The following is a 17914-nucleotide window of genomic DNA, read 5'->3' as shown; positions in this document are numbered from 1 at the left end:
AGCACGTCCATCTCATTGCCGAAAGGAATTCATCCATGTCCGTTCTCTCGCCCGAGTTTTCCCCGGCCGGTCTCGCGTCTGGCCTCGCGCGCCCTGCCGCCGCGCCGACCGCGGGCTCGGTTCTGCAGTACCGCGGGACCGCCTATCGCCCTGCGGACCTGCCGGAGGCGCAGGTCCGCAGCCGCCGCCGCCTGGTCTATCGCGGTGCCGCCCATTGCGGTGCCATCCCGCGCGCCGCGTCCGCGCCCGCGCCTGGTGCCCGCCGCTACCGCGGCACGGCCTACTGAGCCTCCCGCTTTCCCGTCCGCGCGGGCCCTGCCCGGCGGCTACAGATTTTCCAGAAAGGAAACCAGATGTCTTTCCGACTGACCCGCGCCGCGTTCCTTGCGGCCACGACGGCCCTCGCCCTGCCGGCAGCGGCCCATGAAACCGAGCGCCGCACCGAACTCTACAAGCCCGGCGTCGCGCATGCCGCCGGCGATCTGCCCGCAGCCAATGCGGCCGCCGCCGCCGCGATATCCGGCTACGGCGATTTCGGCTTCGACCCCGGCACCCCCGTGCCCGGCGCGCGCGCGGCCTTCGAACAGGGGATCGCCCATCTCTGGGGCTTCAACCACGCCGCCGCGGCCCGGGCCTTCCGCGCCGCGCAGGAGGCGGATCCGGACTGCTCGGCCTGCTTCTGGGGCGAGGCCTATGCGCTGGGGCCGAACCTCAATGACGGCATGCATCCCGAGAACGCGGCCCGGGCCTTCGAGGCCGCCTGGTCGGCGGTCGACGCCGCCGCGCCCGGACGGGAACGCGATCTCGCGATGGCGCTCACGCAGCGCTATGCCGCGGAAGGCGGCGACCGGGCGCTGCTCGACCGGGCCTTCGCCGCGGCCATGGCCGAACTGGCGGCCGCCCATCCCGGGGACGCGAACATCCAGGTCATCTATGCCGACGCGCTGATGAACCTGCAGCCCTGGGACTACTGGGAGGCGGACGGGATCACGCCGAAGGGCGCAGGCGCGGAGATCCTCGCCACGCTCGAGCGCGCCATGGCGGCGGATCCGGACCACCCGGCCGCGCTGCATCTCTACATCCATGCGGTCGAGGCCTCGGCCGATCCCGCGCGGGCAGAGGCCGCCGCCGATGCGCTGCGCGGCAGCGTGCCGATGGCGGGCCATCTCGTCCACATGCCCGCGCATATCTACAACCGCATCGGCCGCTATAGCGAATCGATCGCGGTGAACGAGGCGGCGATCGCTGCCGACGAGGCCTATCTGCAGGCGGCCGGCGACGGGGCCAGCGCGCTCTACCGCTTCGGCTACTACCCGCACAATGTCCATTTCCTGCTGGTCGGCGCGCAGATGGCCGGGCTGAAGGAGGCGGCGCTCGACGCGGCCGGGAAGCTCGCATCGGTGACCTCGGAGGAGATCGGCAGCGAACTCGCCTGGGTGCAGGCCATCGATACCGCCCCCTATACAGCGCATGCGCAGTTCAGCGCGCCGGGCGACATCCTGGAGCTGTCCGATCCGGGCGACCGCTTCCCCTTCGTCAAGGGACACTGGCACTATGCGCGCGGCACGGCCTTCGCGCTGATGGGCGATGCCGAACGGGCGCTGAAGGAGCAGGAGGCCATCGAGCGGATCATCGCCGGGGCGGATCTTTCGGGTCTGGAGGCGCAGTTCCTGCCGGCCCGCGACGTGCTGGGCATCGCCAAGCACGTGCTCGAGGCCAGGATCGCCCAGGCCGCGGGCGACTGGGCCGCCGCCGGGCATCACCTCGAGGCGGCAATCGCGCTGGAGGACACGATCGCCTACATGGAGCCGTCCTACTGGTACTACCCAGTGCGCCAGACGCTGGGCGCCGTCCGCCTCCAGGCCGGTGACATGCAAGGCGCCCGGGCGGCCTTCGAAGCCGCGCTCCAGACCCATCCCGCCAATGGCTGGGCGCTCTGGGGGCTCTGGCAGGTCGAAAGGGCGCGGGGCGATCACTGGTCGCAGGACCAGGCCGAAGAGGCCTTCCGCCGCGCCTGGCTCGGCGATGACGCGCCCGAGCTGAACAGGCTCTGACCTGTGCCGGGGGGCCTCCGCCCCCCCCCCGGACCGCGCAGCAGGCTGCCCTTCCCTCCGGGAGGGGGCCCAGCCGCGGGTGGCGTCCGTGCCGCCTCCCTGCGCGGCGCGCTGCCCGCCCGGACAGATCAAAGGGCCCGCGCGCCGGATGCGCCCCCCATGCGCCCGCCCGGGAGGATGGCCAGCGGCGGGTCCGCGCAGCCGCTCTGCAGGCGGCCCTGCCCCGGACAGCGGTCATGGGCCTCCGGGACCGGCGCCGCGCCAGGCGCGCCCGGTTGCGCGGGCGGGCCCGCAGGACCGCAGGTCAGCGCCTGCCGCCGCGCGGGAGACACCGGCCAAGGCCAAGGTATTCGCGAAGGGCGCCGCGTCGCCGAAGCGGGACGGGACCACCGCGCCCCTCGCCGACGCGAAGAGCCAGGCGGCCGGACGGGCCGATCCGGACGGGAAGCCGCCGCCGGCCGGGCTTGCGCGGATGCGGGCCGCACCGGCGCCGCGGCCGCGCAAGCCCCGACGCAGCGGCCAGGCCGGCTGGACGCCGCGCGGGATGCCTCCATTCCGGGCAGATGCGCGGGGATGCCGGGAAGGAGCGCGTTTCCGGCTGCCTGCGCACCGGAGCCGTGGCAGGGTACCGGCATGAAGACCTTCGATTCCAGCCGCTTCGCCGTCATTGCCGACATCCACGGCAATTCCGATGCCCTGAAAGCCGTCCTGCGGGACATCGCGGATCAGGGCATCGCCAGCATCGTCAATCTCGGCGACCATCTGAGCGGGCCGATGGCCGCGCGCGAGACGGCCGACATCCTGATGCCGCTGGACATGCCGTCGGTCCGCGGCAACCATGACCGGTGGCTCGCCGCGACCGCGCGCGAGGACATGCACCCGGTCGACGGGGCCGCGTTCGACCAGATCGAGGCGCGGCACCTCGACTGGCTGCGGCGGCTTCCGCCCGAACTCTGGCTGTCCGGCGATGTCTTCGCCTGCCACGGGACGCCGGAAAGCGACACGACCTACTGGCTGGAGACCGTTTCGCCGGAGGGCGACGTCGTGGCCAGGCCGCGGGACGAGGTCGCGGCCGCCGCGGCCGGGATCGAGGCGGGCCTCCTGCTCTGCGGTCACACCCACCTGCCCCGCCGCATGGATCTGCCCGACGGACGCGTGATCCTGAACCCCGGCAGCGTCGGCTGTCCCGCCTATGTCGACGACCTGCCTGTGCCCCACATGGTCCAGGCCGGCACCGGCGCCGCCTGCTACGCGGTGGCCGAGCGGACAGGCGCCGGGTGGCAGACAAGCTTCCGCCACGTGCCCTATGATCCGGGCAGGATGATCGAACTGGCGCGGGCGGGCGGCCATGCCCATTGGGAGACGCGGCTGGCGACGGGCTGGGTCGCCTGAACGGGCCGGGAACGCGACGGCCTGCCGGTCGGCCCGGCCCGCTGCAGCACCTCTCCGGGCGCGCCGCAAGCCCGCCTTTCGCGGCGCGGCGGCGGAGGTGCCGCGACCGCAGGGCAAGGGTCGGCCGGGGACTGGCGGGGCGACCGGCAGGCAGCAATCCGGAGCGCGGTCCGATGACGGTCGCCCCCCGGGCAGGCGCGATGCGCAAGGCAGGCTCCGCGGCGCAACGGCCGCGCACGGTCCCGGCGGCGGCGCGGCGGCCTTCCGCCCCTGTTTCCCGGCCGCAGCCGGATGTGCCGCATCGGCGCAGGCCCGGGCCGGCGGCTTGCCGCGCTCCGGCGTGGCGCCTAGATCCGGACGCGGCGCCCGCAGGACCGCCCGGCGCCGGAGACCATAGGACCGAGGAGACGCCCATGAGGTTCTGGACCACGATCGGCCTGCTGCTGGTCCTGTCCGTTGTCGGCCTGACCTACGAGATCGCCGCCGGGCGCGTGCTGGCCCCGTTCTTCGGCACCTCGCTGATCACCTGGACCGCGGTCATCGCGGCGGTGCTGGCCGGGTTCTCCCTGGGCAATGCGCTTGGCGGGCTCGCCGCGGAAGGCGAGCGCCGCACCGCCTTCGGCCGGATGCGCCGGGCGCTCGTCGCAACCTCGGTGCTGATGGCGCTGTCGCCCGCCATCCTGGCGCTCCTGCACGCCGCGGGCGCGCGCGGCACCGGCGGCATGATGGTCACCGTCGCCGCCGCCTTCTTCCCGGCCTCGGTGCTCGTCAGCTTTCCCTCGCCCTTTCTCGCCAAGCTCGCCGTCGAGGCGCGGCCCGGCCGCGAGGGATCATCGCTCGGCATCGTGCTTGCGGCGGGCTCGCTCGGCGCGATCTTCGGTGCGATCCTCGCCGGCTTCGCGGCACTGCCCTTCCTCGGCTCGGCCGCGACCTTCGCCGCCTGCGGCGCGGCCAGCCTGCTCTGCGTGCCGTTCCTGAGGGAGGGCGGGCGTCCGCCCCTGCGGGAAACGCTGCGCTCCCTGGCGCTCCCGGCCCTGGTCCTGGCGGGCAGCCTGGCGCTCGGACCCGCCTGCAGGTACGAATCCGGCCTGTCCTGCATCGATGTCAGGCGCCACGGCGCAACGGTGACCCTGCTGTCGGACCGCACCGCCCAGGCCGCAGAGCGCATTGCCCCCTCCGATGCCCCGGCCGACGTGCCGCCCGAGCTGGTGCTGCCCTATGCGCAATGGGTCTGGGCGCGGATGGAGCGCGATCTCGCTCCGGAAGCCACCGTGCTCTTCATCGGCGGCGGCGGCTATACCCTGCCCGCCAGGCTGCTGGCCTCGCGCCCCGGGGCCAGAGCCGTCGCGGTCGAGATCGATCCGCTGGTCACGCAGGTCGTGCGGCAGCACATGCCGGCCGCCTCGGCGATGATCGAACGGACCGGCTATGAGGCGGGCCGGGGCGGGACCGGCCGGCTCGGGATCGTGCATGCCGACGGGCGGGTATTCGTCAACGAGACCGGACAGCGCTTCGATGCCGCGGTGGTCGACGCCTTCTCGTCCTCCTCGGTTCCGGCGCATCTGGCAACGGTAGAGACCTATGCGCGGCTGCGGGAGATCGTCGACGGTCCGGTCTACGTGAACCTGATCGACCGCCCCGGAGGCCGTCTGGAACGCGGCCTCCATGCGATCCTGACCGGCCTCTATCCGCATGTCGAAGCCGTGCAGGGGCCCCTCAGCGCACGCGGCGCCGCGAATACGCTGCTCGCCGCCGCGGACCGGCCCCTGGCTCCGCTCGAGGCCCTGCCAGCCGGCTACGCCCCGGTGGCCATCGCGCCGGGCCGGGCCTTCACCGACGACCGGGGCTGGGTCGGCCACCGCTAGGCCGCGCGGAACCGTGACGGCCGCTCGGGCGCCGATTGCCGCCCGAGCGGCCGGTGGCAGGGCTGCGGCCGGGCGCGGCGGGCCGCCGGCCGGAGCGCGCTGTCGCGGGACGCAGCAGGGCCATGGCCCGACGCGGGCACAGCGGCATCCACCCAGCTGCGGCGAGCCGGGTCAGGCTGCCGCGGCGCCGCGCTGCGCGCCTGCCGTCGCCATCGCGCGCAGCGCCGCGCCGCTTGACAGGACCAGCAGGACTACGGCGGCGCCGAAGGCCGGCACGTGGCCGCCCGCGTCGTAGAGGAGGCCGCCGAGGCTGGCCCCGAGCGTGATCGAAAGCTGCACGATCGCCACCATCAGGCCGCCGCCCGCTTCGGCATCGTCCGGCAGCGTGCGCGCCAGCCAGGTCCAGTAGCCGACCGGGGCGGAGGTCGCGAGGAACCCCCAGCAGATCATCAGCGCGCCGGTTCCGGCCGCGCTATGGCCGAAGGCGATCAGCCCGGCCCCGACAGCGGCCAGGAGCAGCGGCCAGATGACCAGCACCGGGTAGAGCGCCCGCGCGAGCGGCCTGCCGATCGCCGCCGTCCCGGCCAGGCCCGCGAGGCCGAGCAGCAGCAGCATCGCGGTCAGCTCGGGCACCGCGACCCCCGTCACGGTTTCGAGGAAGGGCCGCAGATAGGTGAAGAGGGTGAACTGGCCCATGAAGAACAGCGCCGTCGCCAGCAGTCCCAGAGCGACGACAGGACGGCGCAGCAGGGCGAAGACATTGCCGTTTCCGGCGCGCGCGGCGGGCGCCATGCGCGGCAGGCTGGCCCAGAGCCAGACCAGCACGATCGCCGCGACCGGGACCAGGCACAGGAAGGCCATGCGCCAGCCGAACATCCCGCCCAGCAGGCTGCCCATCGGCGCCGCCACGACCGTGGCCAGCGCGTTGCCGCCATTGAAGATCGCCAGCGCCCGCGGCACCGAGGCCTCGGGGACCAGCCGCATGGCAATGGCCGCCGACATCGACCAGAAGCCGCCGATCGCCACGCCGATCAGCGCGCGCCCCGCCAGGAAGACGCCGAAACCCGGGGCGAGCGCCGCCAGCGTGCCCGAGACCAGCATGAGCGCGACCAGCGCCAGCAGGACGTGACGGCGGTCCATGTCCCGCGTCAGGGTGCCGAGGCCCAGGCTGGCCAGCACCGCGAAGCCGCCCGAGACCGCGATCGCCTGGCCCGCCTGGCCCTCGGTGACGGCAAGGTCGGCGGCGATCGGCGTCAGCAGGCTGACCGGCATGAATTCCGAGGCGACAAGGGCGAAGGTCCCGAGCGACAGGGCGATGACGGCGCCCCAGTTGGCCGGGCGGTCGAGGGACGCCCCGGCGGGCGCGGCGGTGGCGGATGGCATGGGGATCTCCAAGGTCGGGCACCCCGCGCCGGCATCCGGACGCAGGGGGAGGGGACGCCTCGGCGGGGAGGCTCGGAGGGGAGATACAGGCAGGGCGGTCCGGGCGGCAGAGGCGGAAATGGCATGAGAGCCATGAATCCCTCTCATCCTCGGTGGCGCAGCCGGTCGATCAGCAGCCGCAGGGCCGAGCTCTGGTTGCGGCGGCCCATGTAGCACAGGTGGTAGCCGTCGAAGGGCGGGCAGAACCCCGCCAGCACCCGCCGCAGCCTGCCGCTGTCAAGATCGGCCTGCACTTCGGGCAGCGGAAGATAGGCCAGGCCATGCCCGGATCGCGCCGCCTCCAGCACCAGCCGCGGGTCGTTCAGGATGAACGGCCCCGTCAACTTCCGGACCACCTCGGCGCCGTCGATCTCGAATTCCCAGTCATAGACCGGCCCGTCGGCGCGGTGCCGCATCAGGAGGCAGTCATGCGCCTCCAGCTCGTCGGGATGCCGGGGCGTGCCGCGCGCCGCAAGATAGTCCGGCGCCGCGACCGCGGCCATTTCCAGCGGCGGCCCGACCGGCACGGCGATCATGTCGGGGCTCAGATGCTCGCCCAGCCGGATCGCGCAGTCATACCGGTCCTCGGCCAGATCCGACAGCCGGCCCTCGCTGCTGATCTCGATCCGCACCTGCGGGTAGTCGCGTACCAGCTGCGAGGCCACCGGCCAGAGGATGTCGCGTGTCGCCGGGACGCTGGCGGTGATGCGCAGCAGGCCGGAGGGCCTTTCGCCGAGGGTCCGGATCTCCTCGATCCGGCTGCCGAGCGCGGCGAAGCTCGGCCGCAGCGCCGCCAGCAGCTGCTCGCCCGCATCCGTGGCCGTCACCTTGCGCGCGCTGCGGTTCAGCAGCCGGACGCCGATCCGGTCCTCCAGCCGCCTGATCGTGTGGCTGACGGCGGATTGCGACACGCCCAACCGGTGGCCCGCGCGGGTGAAATTGCCTTCCTCGGCCACGGCGAGAAGGGTCGAGAGGTCGCCGAGCAATTCGCGGTCCATGAGGCATCTCCGGTGGGTCTGGCCTTCCAGCCATGGACCAGGACGGTCCCGGTTGCAAAGGGCCGCGGCAGGGCGCTGTCGCGGAAATCAGCCGAGGGCCGCAATTTCCCCGCTCCCCGGATGCACCAGTCCCAGCGCCACGGCGACCGGCATGCCAAGGGCCGTGAAGGGGGCGGGGACCGCCGCGCGGATCCGGACCTCCTCCCCCGGACAGGGGAACGCGCGTGACATCGGGCGCTGCCCGGCAAGGGGCGCGCCGGTCCTTCAATCGGGGGGAAACGCCATGCCGGAGCGCTTCCCGGTCCGGCATATGTCCCGACCCTGCTCCGGCAGTGGTTCCCCGCTCCGGTTCCGCCAGAGCGCCCGGCCAAGATGCTTCGATGCCCGCAGGACCTCGTTTCGCGCGCGAGTTCCGGCCGTGTCCGGCTTCCGTGACCTCGCCATCCGCCTCGGCGGACGTGAGGAGGACCGGCGAAAGGTCCGGGGGAGGTCAGGCCGGTCCGCTTCAGCGGCACATCCTCCTGTGGAGGATTTGAGGGCTGTACGGGCGGAGCCCTGCCCGGCGAACCGCCTCCGCTGCGCCGCCGTCGGCGATGGCATCAGGGCAGGGCCGCATGTCATGGCCGTCGCCAGCGGTGCTCGAACCGGTGGAGCATCCGCTGGCAACTCGGCGGTGCCCCGGCGCCCTCCCCGTCCCCCGGGGTCTGAGGGAGCAGCCCGGGCGGCATCCCTCGCCGGTTGGCCCGGACCGGTGGCGTTCACCGGCTCGGCATCGCCGGCATTGCCGGAGGTCACGCCGACGGCGCGGATATCCATATCCGCCAGGGCAATCCGTCCCCGGGAACGGTTGGCCGATCCTCCCCGCTCCCCGGATGGATCCTGCGCCACGAGCGGGCCGCGCCACCGGTCCGGGCGGCTCCGCGAACGCGCCGCTTCCAGCCGTCACGCTTGCGCCTGTGCCTTGCTGCGCGCTTGCACGGCCCCATCGGGACCAGGGTCGCACCGCCCCTTCGCCCTCGATGCCATTCGGGATCGTCCCCGGACCGATGGCGGGCGCTGCCTCACTGTAAACGGAGCACGTGCAGGGGCCCCGTCAGGCCGCGGTTCGAGATGGTCACGCCCTTTGTCCGGCGGGATTTCGCGGCGCCGCTGGCGCCGGGATCCCGTCTCGCTCTGCCGGCGGGACAGGGTGCGGGCGTCCGGCACGGACCAGCCGCGCTCCCCCCTGGCGCAGCGGCAGGGCGAGGCGAAGCTTGAGGGCAAGGCGGGCCTGCATCGGCGCGTCGCTACCGGCTTGCCGGCAGCCATGCCGCCCGGCGGGCACCGCGTTCCGCTGGATCGAGGGATCGAACCAGACCGCCAGAGGCCCGCGCGGCCTCATCGCCGGATTGCATGCGCGCCAGTTGGCGGTGCTGCAGGCCGTCTCCGGCAGCCTGCTCTAGCCGTCCGGCTACGACACTGGAGCGCGAGGTGAATCCCGGAGCCTTTGCGCAACAAGGCCCGATGACCCCCTCGCCGGTCCTCGGACGGGCCGCGCGCCGTCCTCGCGTGACGCAAGCGGGGAAAGGGACGCCCGCGTCGTGCGATCGGCGACAAGCGCAACGAGCTCCCGTGGCTTGCCAAGCTCCCGGAGACCAAGTTGCGCCTCAACGCCGCTTGCCGGACAGGCCCTGGCCCGGCTGGAATGCATTGAAAATCATGCTAGGCAGCTTCCGGGCCCTGACCGGCCTTGCGGCAGCGCGGTTTCCGGTCCTGCCGCAGACGCGTATGCAATTGCGGCGGGCCCGGGGCGCGGATGGCATGAAACGGCGGTCCCGGCCCGATGGCCTGTGCCGCGATGCGGCCGCAGCGCAGGGCCTTGCGGAGGAGACGGAGGCGGATGTCGAGCACACTGACCGGACTCTGGCCGGACATATCCGTCTGGATGCTCCTCGCGGCGGCCCTGGCCGTTGGCTGGACGGGACGGCGCGCGGCGGCGATGCCGCTGCTGGCCGCGGCAATGGCCTCCGGCTGGTGGTCCGGGGTGCTGGGCGGGACGGCCCTGCTGCTCTTCGCGACCTGCCTGGCGGCGGCGTCCCGCTTTGCCGCCATCCCGGCGCGGCTGCGCCCGGCGGGACATGCCGCGCTGATTATCGCCTGCCTCGCCTTCAGCCTCGGGCTCGTCCCCGGGCTCGGCAGGCTGCCCGTCGCGGCGGATGTCCTGACCGGGCCGCAGAGCGTTCCCTTCAGCTACAGCCTCGGAACGGGCAAGCCGCTCGCCTTCTTCCTGCTGCTCTTCGCTCTGCCCGGCCTCCTGGACCGCCCGCAGCAGCGCGACGCCCTGCGGACCGGGGCGGCCGCCATCCTGCTGGCCGCCCTGTTTGCCCTCGCCCTCGCCGCCGGCATGATCCGCTGGGAACTTTCGCTGCCGGACTGGCTGCCGGTCTTCCTCGCCGGCAACCTGCTCCTGACCTGCCTGCCGGAGGAGGCGTTCTTCCGCGGCTATCTCCAGCGCGGCCTGTCCGGACGGCTCGGCCCCTGGCCCGCGCTGGCCGTCTCGGCCGCGCTCTTCGGGCTCGCGCATGCCGGCGGCGGCCCCCTGCTCGCGCTCTTCGCGGGGCTGGCGGGCCTGGCCTACGGGGCGGCCTTCCAGTTCGGCGGCGGGCTCGGCTGTGCCGTCCTCTTCCATTTCGGCTTCAACCTCGCGCATCTGCTGCTCTTCACCTATCCGGCGGCGGCCCCGTGAACGCCAGCGGATCTGCCGGGACGTCACGGAAAACAGCATTTGCCTCCGCGCGCCGGAGCCTGCACCCTGTCCCCAATGGCGCAGCCTGAACCGCGGAGCCCCGCATGACCGAATTTCGTTTCCCCTTGCGTCCCGTCTCTGCGGGCGTCGCGCTGCTTCTCCTAACGACGGTGCAGCCCATGGCAGAGGACAGGACCCTGACCGGCACGGTCACCTACCGCGAGCGCATCGCGCTGCCGCCGGATGCGCGGGTCGAAGTCGAGCTGCTCGATGTCTCGCGCGCCGACGCGCCCGCGCTGACCATCGCCGAGACCGGCTTCGTGCCGGAGACGCAGGTGCCGGTCGCCTTTTCGCTGGTTTACGACAGCAGCGAGATCGACGCGCGCCACAGCTATGCCCTGCGCGCGCGCATCCTGCGGGGCGACGAGGTGCTGTTCCGGACGGTGCAGCATTACGGCGTCCTCACCCGCGGCGAGAACAGCACCGAGATCGTGCTGGAGCGCGCCGTGCTCCCGCCGGAGACCCCGGCCGGGCGCTGGCTGGCGGAGGATATCGGCGGCGGCGGGGTGCTCGACCGGGTGCGGACGGTCCTGGAGCTCGGGGCGGACGGCGCGGTCTCGGGATCGGGCGGCTGCAATGCCGTATCCGGCAGGGCAGAGCTGTCGGGGACGGATCTGGCCTTCGGGCCGCTGGCGACGACGCGGAAGCTCTGCCCGCCCGCCGTCATGGACCAGGAGGCGAAATTCCTGGCCGCCCTCGCCGAGACCCGCTCCTGGAAGGCGGATCCGGCGCGGCGCAAGCTCCTGCTTCTCGACGGAACCGGCCGGACGGTGGCGGTGTTCTCGCGGGACTGACCCGCCGGGGCTCAGAGCGCGGCCGTCCCGGTCCAGATCGCCGGGACCAGCAGCAGGACGCCGAGGATCACGACCAGCCCGTCTCCGGCGGTCAGGCCGAGGCCGAAGAGCAGCACCGGCAGGGCCAGCAGGAACGGCAGCCCGGGCAGGAAGCCGAGCCCCGCCATCGCCGCGCCGATCACGATCAGCAGCCCTGCGATGACCCGCGCCGCCCCGCCCGAGACCGCCCAGTGCATCCGCCCGCCGATCAGCTTGCGCAGCCGCCGCACCGCGGGCCAGGCCTTGTCGAGGCTCTTGCGCAGCGTGTCCGCGGGCGCCTCGATCCGTTTCAGCCGCTCGGGCAGCCAGAGCCCCTTCGCACCGCGGACCATCTGCGCGCCGCACAGAATGAAGAGCAGGCCGATCACGGCCGGAAAGCCCGGAAGCATGCCCACGGGCAGCAGCATCAGCGCCGCCAGCACCATCAGCAGCGGACCGAAGCCGCGGGCCTCCAGCGTGCCGACGAGCGCGCCCAGCTCCACCGTCTCGCGGTCCTGCGCGAGCTCGGACAGGTCCTTCATGATGCCGTCGATCGGGTGGTGGGACATGTGCGCTCTCCTGTTGCGGGTAGACAGCGCGCAGGTCCCGGCCAGTGTTCCGCCGCTCCGCGGATCGTCATGGAAACTTCATCTCCGCGGGCCGGGCCGGGCCGCCGGCGCTCTGCTCTTCCGCTGCCTCCTGGACCACGTCCGGCCGGTCGCGCTGCAGGCGGCGCCGCCCGGGGACGGTCCCAGTCCTGCCCTCCGAAATGGCGCGGTGCCCGGAGCGGCCGGCCGCCGGGAACGCCGCCGGTCGGCGAAAAGCGGCCTGCTTGCCACCTCCCTGGCGGAAGACCTAGGCTCGGACCACTGCGATCACGGGAGGAGGAACACGTGATGAGCGAGAGGATCTACCCGCCAGCGGAAGATTTCGCGGCCAATGCCCATGTCGATGCGACGGGCTATGCCGCGATGTACAAGGCCTCGGTCGAGGCGCCCGAGGCCTTCTGGGCAGAGGAAGCGCGCAAGAGGCTGGACTGGATCGAGCCCTTCACCAAGGTGAAGGACACCGATTTCACCCTCGGCCAGGTGAAGATCAAGTGGTTCGAGGATGGCGTGCTCAACGTCGCCCAGAACTGCATCGACCGGCACCTGCCCGCCCGCGGCAGCCAGACCGCGATCATCTTCGAGCCCGACGACCCCGGGGACCCGGTCCGGCACATCTCCTACAGCGAGCTGCACGAACGGGTCTGCCGGATGGCCAATGTGCTCTTGGCCCAGGGGGTGATGCGCGGCGACCGCGTGGTGATCTACATGCCGATGATCCCCGAGGCGGCAATCGCCATGCTGGCCTGCGCGCGGATCGGGGCGATCCATTCCGTGGTCTTCGCCGGATTCTCCCCCGATGCGCTGGCCAACCGGATCAACGACTGCCAGGCCAAGGTCGTGGTCACCGCCGACACCGCGCCGCGCGGCGGACGCCGCACGCCGCTGAAATCCAATGCCGACGCCGCGCTGCTGCACTGTTCGGACAAGGTCCGCTGCCTGGTGGTGAAGCATACCGGCGACCAGACCAGCTGGATCGAGGATCGCGACGTCGACGTGACGGCGATGATGGCGCAGGTCGCCCCCGACTGCCCCATCCGCCCGATGAATGCCGAGGATCCGCTGTTCATCCTCTACACCTCCGGCTCCACCGGCAAGCCCAAGGGCGTGGTCCACAGCTCGGGCGGGTACCTGCTCTTTGCCGCCATGACCCAGCAGCTGACCTTCGATTGCCACGAGGGCGACATCTTCTGGTGTTCGGCCGATGTCGGCTGGGTCACCGGCCACAGCTACATCGTCTACGGTCCCCTGGCCAATGGCGGCACCACGCTGATGTTCGAAGGCGTGCCCACCTGGCCCGACGCGAGCCGGTTCTGGCAGATCTGCGAAAAGCACGGCGTGACCCAGTTCTACACCGCCCCCACGGCCATCCGCGCCCTGATGGGACAGGGCGATGCCTTCGTCGAGGGCATCGACCTCTCGGCGCTGAAGGTGCTGGGCACCGTCGGCGAGCCGATCAACCCCGCGGCCTGGGACTGGTACCACGACAAGATCGGCAAGGGCCGGCTGCCCATCGTCGACACCTGGTGGCAGACGGAGACCGGCGGCCACATGATCACCCCGCTGCCCGGCGCGACGGCCACGAAGCCCGGATCGGCCACCACGCCCTTCTTCGGCGTGCAGCCCGTCGTGCTGGATCCCGCCGACGGCACGGTCATCGCCGAGACCCGGTGCGAGGGCGTCCTGGCCATCGCCGACAGCTGGCCCGGGCAGATGCGCACCGTCTGGGGCGATCACGAGCGGTTCGAGAAGACCTATTTCTCGGACTACAAGGGGGTCTACTTCACCGGCGACGGCTGCCGCCGCGACGCGGACGGCTACTACTGGATCACCGGGCGCGTCGATGACGTCCTCAACGTCTCGGGCCACCGCATGGGCACGGCCGAGGTCGAGTCGGCGCTCGTCGCCCATGCCAAGGTCGCCGAGGCCGCCGTGGTCGGCTACCCCCACAGCGTGAAGGGCCAGGGCATCTATGCCTATGTCACCCTGATGAACGGCCAGGCGCCCTCGGAGGCCCTCCGCAGGGAACTGGAGGCCTGGGTCCGCAACGAGATCGGCCCGATCGCGAAACCCGACCTGATCCAGTGGGCGCCCGGCCTTCCCAAGACCCGGTCGGGAAAGATCATGCGGCGGATCCTGCGCAAGATCGCGGAGAACGACTACGGCGCGCTTGGCGACACCTCGACCCTGGCCGATCCTTCGGTGGTGGAGGACCTGATCGAGAACCGGATGCACCGCGACTGACCGCCGGAGGCGCGGCATGGCATCGGGCGGCCCCCGCGCCCTGCGCCGGGGGCCCTGCCAGGCTGCCGGAGGCGCGCGGCGGCGGTCGCCCGACGCCATGCGGACCTGCGCGACCTGTCCCGGATCAGAGGCTGCACCTGCCTGCGGAGCGCCACCGGTCATGCCGCATCGGCGTGTCACCGCCGCGTCCCGGAGGTTGCGGACCTCCCGTCTTGGCGCGGCCTCCCGCGACCCGGGTGGCCGCGGCGGCATCGGGCGGGACCGCGCAGCGCCTGCCGGCAAATGGCGTTCCGCAAGGTCGCCATCCGGCCGGCGCGCCAAGGCCTCTCCGCCCGCTCCGTGGCCTCCGCCCCTCGGGCCGATCGCACGGCCGGGCGCGCCGCCAGGAACGCGGACGCGGCGGCTGCACACGCAGAACCCCCGCGCCCGTCGCGGCCGGACAGGACGGCGCCATGCCCAAGGCGCCGGTGCGCCCCCCCGAGCAGACGCGGACCTGCGGCCGCAGCCAGCCGCGGCGGACCGGCAGGCGAACGGAGGCGACCCGGCCTGCCCCGGCAGAAGCCTCCCATTCCGGAAGAGCGCAGGTCATCGACGTTCCAGGCCCGCCGCGAACAGGCCGGACGGTGCGGGACGCGGACATGGCGCCCGGGGCATCCGCCCCGGAGCGGCTCCCTGCGTCCAGCCGATACTGTTGGAAAACGCCAAGTGCGGTCGAGAGGGGACCCGAAGTTGGAACCTTGTTCCCAAGCTTGGCTGAAGAAGTCGGATACCGAAGCATTTGCGCCCAATCGCGGAACGTCTTCCCTCGAGTTGAAGGGCCGCGGGCAGAATTGCGAGTTCTTCAACAGCATCGGCCCGGAGCTGCCCCGGGGACCGCCCGCGAAAAGCGTCCGGTCCGCGCCAGCTGACGCCGCTCGGGCCGAGCTGGCCAATCCGGTTTCCGCTCCTTGGAGGCGAGGGCCGGCATCCGGTTGCCCGCAACAGATCCGGCCAGCCGGATGCCGCCCCCGAGATCCCGGGATCGACGGCATCCTCGGGCACCTTGACCGGCCTGCGGAGAAAAAGCTCCGCCGCCTCCGAAGCGACGATCCGGCAGACGCCCCTGGCCGCTGCCTCCGCCCGACGGTGGCGGCAGACGAAGGGAGGCCCCCGCCGCACGCAGCTTCCCGCAATGGTCCGAACCGCGTCGGGCCCGGCGGCAGCGCGCGGCGCTCCGGGTTTTCCGGCAGGCCGGGCACGGCTGCCGCCGCGAGCCGACGCCGCGCCGGGACAAGCGGTCGCCCGGGATGAATGACTTTGCACGATGACCGCCGGGGCCCCGACGGGCCGGACCGCTGCGCGGCAGTCACCGGAAGCAGGCACCCGCATCGGCGCGCGCATGTCCGGACGGGAGTGCGTGCAAATCCCCGGCCCTCGGATCGCGGGCTTTTCGGTTGCGCCCGGTTTCCGCCATGCGGGCCCGAGCCCGAACGGCCAGGCGGCGCACCATCCCGGACGGGACATGGCCTTGCCGCGCAAAGGGGGGCCGTGATCCGTTCCGTGGCTCCGATGCAGTCGCCGGACGGCCTGAGCAGACCGCCGAAGCCAGCCTGCAAGGCCGCCAACTGGCGCGCGCATAGTCAGGCGCCGCGGAAGAGAGGGGCGCTGGCCGCATGGCCCGATCCCTCGATGCACGGGAAGCGGCACCTTGCGGACACCGCCCGTCGGCAGGCGCATAGCGGTCAGGAGGATCAGGACCTGAAGCGGGGACCAATTCCCCGGCGAACGCCATCCGGGCTGGCCCGGCCAACAAGGCCCTCCTCGGGCTGCCGCTCCGCCAGGGGGAGCGCGCGAACGTTCCGGTCGAACTGGCGAGGGATTCCACCGGACCTGCTGGGCCGGTTCCCGGCGGGCGGGGCGATCGCCAGGGCGATGACCGGCGGCGTCCATGGCACCCGCGCCTGCAGTGATGCCATTGCCGCACGCGGCGCGGCGGCGTTCGGACATGCCTTCGGACCGGCGGCCGTCATGCCCGCGCGCCCGCCAGGACGGACCGCAAGGCCGTGACATCCGGCCGGGGCCCAGGCGCGCAACGCGATCCCGCGGGCATCGGAGCCCCCTGGCCGGGCGCAGCGGCGGAACCGGAGCGGGGAAGCGCCGACGCGGCAGGGGCGGGATACGCGCCGGACCGCGAAGAGGTCCGGAAACGTCTTCCCCGGCGCGGGAAAGACCGGCGCGAAGCTGCCCCGGCCTGCGGCTGGCGTCCCGCGGCTCCGGCGGCCAGCTGGCGCAGCTGCGGATCCGCGCGACGGCACTCAACCGCGTCACGGCCCCCGGGATCCCGGTCGCCCTGGCCCCGGGATGATTGTGCCCGGGGTAGCGGACCTGCGGTCCTCGGCCCGCTTGCGCCACTTCGCCCGCATGACGCAAGGGCCAGCGGTCATCCAGGCACTGCCGGGGCGATCCGCTTGTTCATCGCTTGGCGCCTGTCCGGGGGGCGGCGCGCTGGCGCAGCATGGCGCCGTTCCCGCACGGCCGGCGCTTGCCCCCGCCGACAGGGCCGGTAGACCGGCCACCCCCCTGGCCTTGCCGCAGGCGGCGGGACGGCCAGGCCACGGGGGCCTGCCTTCATACGCCGGGAATGATCCTGTCGGCGCGCAGCTCTTCGAACAGCTCGAAGAACGCGTCATCCGTGGCCACGTAGCCGGTGAAGCCCCGCTTGCGGCTCTTGGACATGTCGGTCACCACTTCGATCGGGCGGCCGAGATCGGCATCGGTGTGCCATGGCGTGGCGAGGCGGGACAGGTCGCGTTCGGCAAGCCCATGGCGCCCGGCGATCTCCGCCCAGATCTCCGCATCGCCGGCCATCTGCTCTTCCAGAGGGCGCGGGATGCCGTCGAAATCCTCCGCCGCGATGCCGAACCATTCCGCGATCCGGTGCCACATCCAGCTCCAGCGGAAGACATCCCCGTTGACCACGTTGAAATCCTCGTTGCGCGCCCGGGGACTGGTGGACGCCCAGATCGCCTGCGCGGCAAGCTGCCGGGTGTCCGTCATGTCGGTCAGCGAGTCCCACTGCACCTGCGAGCCGGGGAAGCGGAAGGGGCGCCCCGTTTCGCGGCAGATCGTGGCGTAGACCGCCAGGGTCTGCCCCATGTTCATCGCATTGCCCACGGCCTTGCCGATGACCGTGTGCGGGCGGTGGATGCTCCAGCTGAACCCGTCGCGCCCGGCCGCGGCGAAGAGCGCGTCTTCCTGGGCGTAGTAGAAATTCTCCACGTCGAGACGGCCCTGGTCCTCGCGGAAGGGCGTCTTCGGCAGGGCGCCCCTGCCATAGGCCTCGAACGGGCCGAGATAGTGCTTGAGACCGGTCACCAGCGCCGCATGCTCAACCGATCCGTCCGGGCGCAGGGCATCGAAGAGATTGCGCACCATCGCCGCGTTGACGCGGATGTTCCCGGCTTCGCTCGGCATCCGCAGCCAGGTGGCCAGGAAGACATGGGTCGGACGGATGCCGCCGAGCGATGCGGCAAGCCCCGCCGCATCCAGCAGATCGGCGGCGACCGGTGCCACGCCCGCCTGGCCAGCGGGCCTGCGCGCGAGGCCGAAGACCTCCCATCCCTGCGAAACCAGGTCCCGTGCCAGGGCGCTGCCCTGAATGCCGGTCACCCCGGCGACCAATGCGCGTCTGGACATGCCATGCCCTCCTTTTGCCGTTGCAGGCGCCTACCTAGACATCGGCGGGGCAGGCCGCTAGA

11 protein-coding genes and 1 pseudogene are annotated in these 17914 nt (G+C 72.5%); 7 read left to right on the top strand and 5 right to left on the bottom strand.

The annotated features are described in order from the left end of the window. The first annotated feature begins 35 nt into the window (after positions 1-35). From FGX59_RS00835 to FGX59_RS00820, 4 genes are all read left to right on the top strand, one after another. Complete coding sequence (locus FGX59_RS00835) at positions 36-287, top strand: hypothetical protein (RefSeq protein WP_138464407.1); 252 nt, start codon at positions 36-38, stop codon at positions 285-287. Positions 288-353: 66 nt separating this feature from the next. Next, a complete protein-coding gene (locus FGX59_RS00830; protein WP_138464405.1) occupies positions 354-2054 on the top strand; it encodes a hypothetical protein in 1701 nt (566 codons plus the stop codon). Positions 2055-2687: 633 nt separating this feature from the next. Beyond that, the gene (locus FGX59_RS00825) at positions 2688-3446 is read left to right on the top strand and encodes a metallophosphoesterase (RefSeq protein ID WP_138464403.1); all 759 of its coding nucleotides are present in this window, start codon (positions 2688-2690) and stop codon (positions 3444-3446) included. Positions 3447-3859: 413 nt separating this feature from the next. After that, a complete protein-coding gene (locus tag FGX59_RS00820) occupies positions 3860-5311 on the top strand; it encodes a fused MFS/spermidine synthase (RefSeq protein ID WP_138464401.1) in 1452 nt (483 codons plus the stop codon). Between the two features lie 171 nt (positions 5312-5482). Here the strand turns inward: FGX59_RS00820 and FGX59_RS00815 are convergent, their stop codons facing one another. From FGX59_RS00815 to FGX59_RS39535, 3 genes and pseudogenes are all read right to left on the bottom strand, one after another. Beyond that, on the bottom strand, positions 5483-6694 hold the full coding sequence (locus FGX59_RS00815; protein ID WP_138464399.1) for an MFS transporter: 1212 nt from the start codon (positions 6692-6694) through the stop codon (positions 5483-5485). A gap of 143 nt (positions 6695-6837) precedes the next feature. After that, positions 6838-7731: a LysR family transcriptional regulator gene (locus tag FGX59_RS00810; protein WP_138464397.1), complete on the bottom strand. Its 894-nt coding sequence runs from the start codon at positions 7729-7731 to the stop codon at positions 6838-6840. An 87-nt stretch (positions 7732-7818) separates the two neighbouring features. Then, positions 7819-8187, bottom strand: a pseudogene (locus tag FGX59_RS39535) (hypothetical protein); the annotation flags it as partial. Positions 8188-9610: 1423 nt separating this feature from the next. On the opposite strand from FGX59_RS39535, the gene FGX59_RS00805 reads away from it, so the two are divergent. Continuing rightward, positions 9611-10456, top strand: coding sequence for a CPBP family intramembrane glutamic endopeptidase (locus FGX59_RS00805; RefSeq protein ID WP_171060449.1), 846 nt, complete (start codon positions 9611-9613; stop codon positions 10454-10456). A gap of 104 nt (positions 10457-10560) precedes the next feature. Then, entirely contained in the window at positions 10561-11310 is a 750-nt protein-coding gene (locus tag FGX59_RS38515; protein ID WP_138464393.1) for a YbaY family lipoprotein, read from the top strand. An 11-nt stretch (positions 11311-11321) separates the two neighbouring features. On the opposite strand, the gene FGX59_RS00795 is transcribed toward FGX59_RS38515, so the two are convergent. Continuing rightward, positions 11322-11897 carry an exopolysaccharide biosynthesis protein gene (locus FGX59_RS00795; RefSeq protein WP_138464392.1) on the bottom strand — a complete coding sequence of 192 codons (576 nt, stop codon included), beginning with the start codon at positions 11895-11897 and terminating at the stop codon, positions 11322-11324. A gap of 327 nt (positions 11898-12224) precedes the next feature. Here FGX59_RS00795 and acs point away from each other — a divergent pair, with 327 nt between their 5' ends. Then, the gene (acs, locus tag FGX59_RS00790) at positions 12225-14177 is read left to right on the top strand and encodes an acetate--CoA ligase (RefSeq protein WP_138464390.1); all 1953 of its coding nucleotides are present in this window, start codon (positions 12225-12227) and stop codon (positions 14175-14177) included. A gap of 2607 nt (positions 14178-16784) precedes the next feature. Here the strand turns inward: acs and FGX59_RS00785 are convergent. Next, complete coding sequence (locus tag FGX59_RS00785) at positions 16785-17852, bottom strand: SDR family oxidoreductase (RefSeq protein ID WP_138464389.1); 1068 nt, start codon at positions 17850-17852, stop codon at positions 16785-16787. Positions 17853-17914: the final 62 nt, after the last annotated feature.

This window comes from Poseidonocella sp. HB161398 (assembly GCF_005870025.1).
Classification (GTDB): domain Bacteria; phylum Pseudomonadota; class Alphaproteobacteria; order Rhodobacterales; family Rhodobacteraceae; genus Mangrovicoccus.
Note: the sequence above shows the minus strand (reverse complement) of the source record. Positions and strands in the feature narration are given on the sequence as shown.

Coding starts and splice junctions, on each gene's coding strand:
- FGX59_RS00835 (WP_138464407.1), top strand. CDS start 36: ATGTCCGTTCTCTCGCCCGAGTTTTCCCCGGCCGGTCTCGCGTCTGGC.
- FGX59_RS00830 (WP_138464405.1), top strand. CDS start 354: ATGTCTTTCCGACTGACCCGCGCCGCGTTCCTTGCGGCCACGACGGCC.
- FGX59_RS00825 (WP_138464403.1), top strand. CDS start 2,688: ATGAAGACCTTCGATTCCAGCCGCTTCGCCGTCATTGCCGACATCCAC.
- FGX59_RS00820 (WP_138464401.1), top strand. CDS start 3,860: ATGAGGTTCTGGACCACGATCGGCCTGCTGCTGGTCCTGTCCGTTGTC.
- FGX59_RS00815 (WP_138464399.1), bottom strand. CDS start 6,694: ATGCCATCCGCCACCGCCGCGCCCGCCGGGGCGTCCCTCGACCGCCCG.
- FGX59_RS00810 (WP_138464397.1), bottom strand. CDS start 7,731: ATGGACCGCGAATTGCTCGGCGACCTCTCGACCCTTCTCGCCGTGGCC.
- FGX59_RS00805 (WP_171060449.1), top strand. CDS start 9,611: ATGTCGAGCACACTGACCGGACTCTGGCCGGACATATCCGTCTGGATG.
- FGX59_RS38515 (WP_138464393.1), top strand. CDS start 10,561: ATGACCGAATTTCGTTTCCCCTTGCGTCCCGTCTCTGCGGGCGTCGCG.
- FGX59_RS00795 (WP_138464392.1), bottom strand. CDS start 11,897: ATGTCCCACCACCCGATCGACGGCATCATGAAGGACCTGTCCGAGCTC.
- acs (WP_138464390.1), top strand. CDS start 12,225: ATGAGCGAGAGGATCTACCCGCCAGCGGAAGATTTCGCGGCCAATGCC.
- FGX59_RS00785 (WP_138464389.1), bottom strand. CDS start 17,852: ATGTCCAGACGCGCATTGGTCGCCGGGGTGACCGGCATTCAGGGCAGC.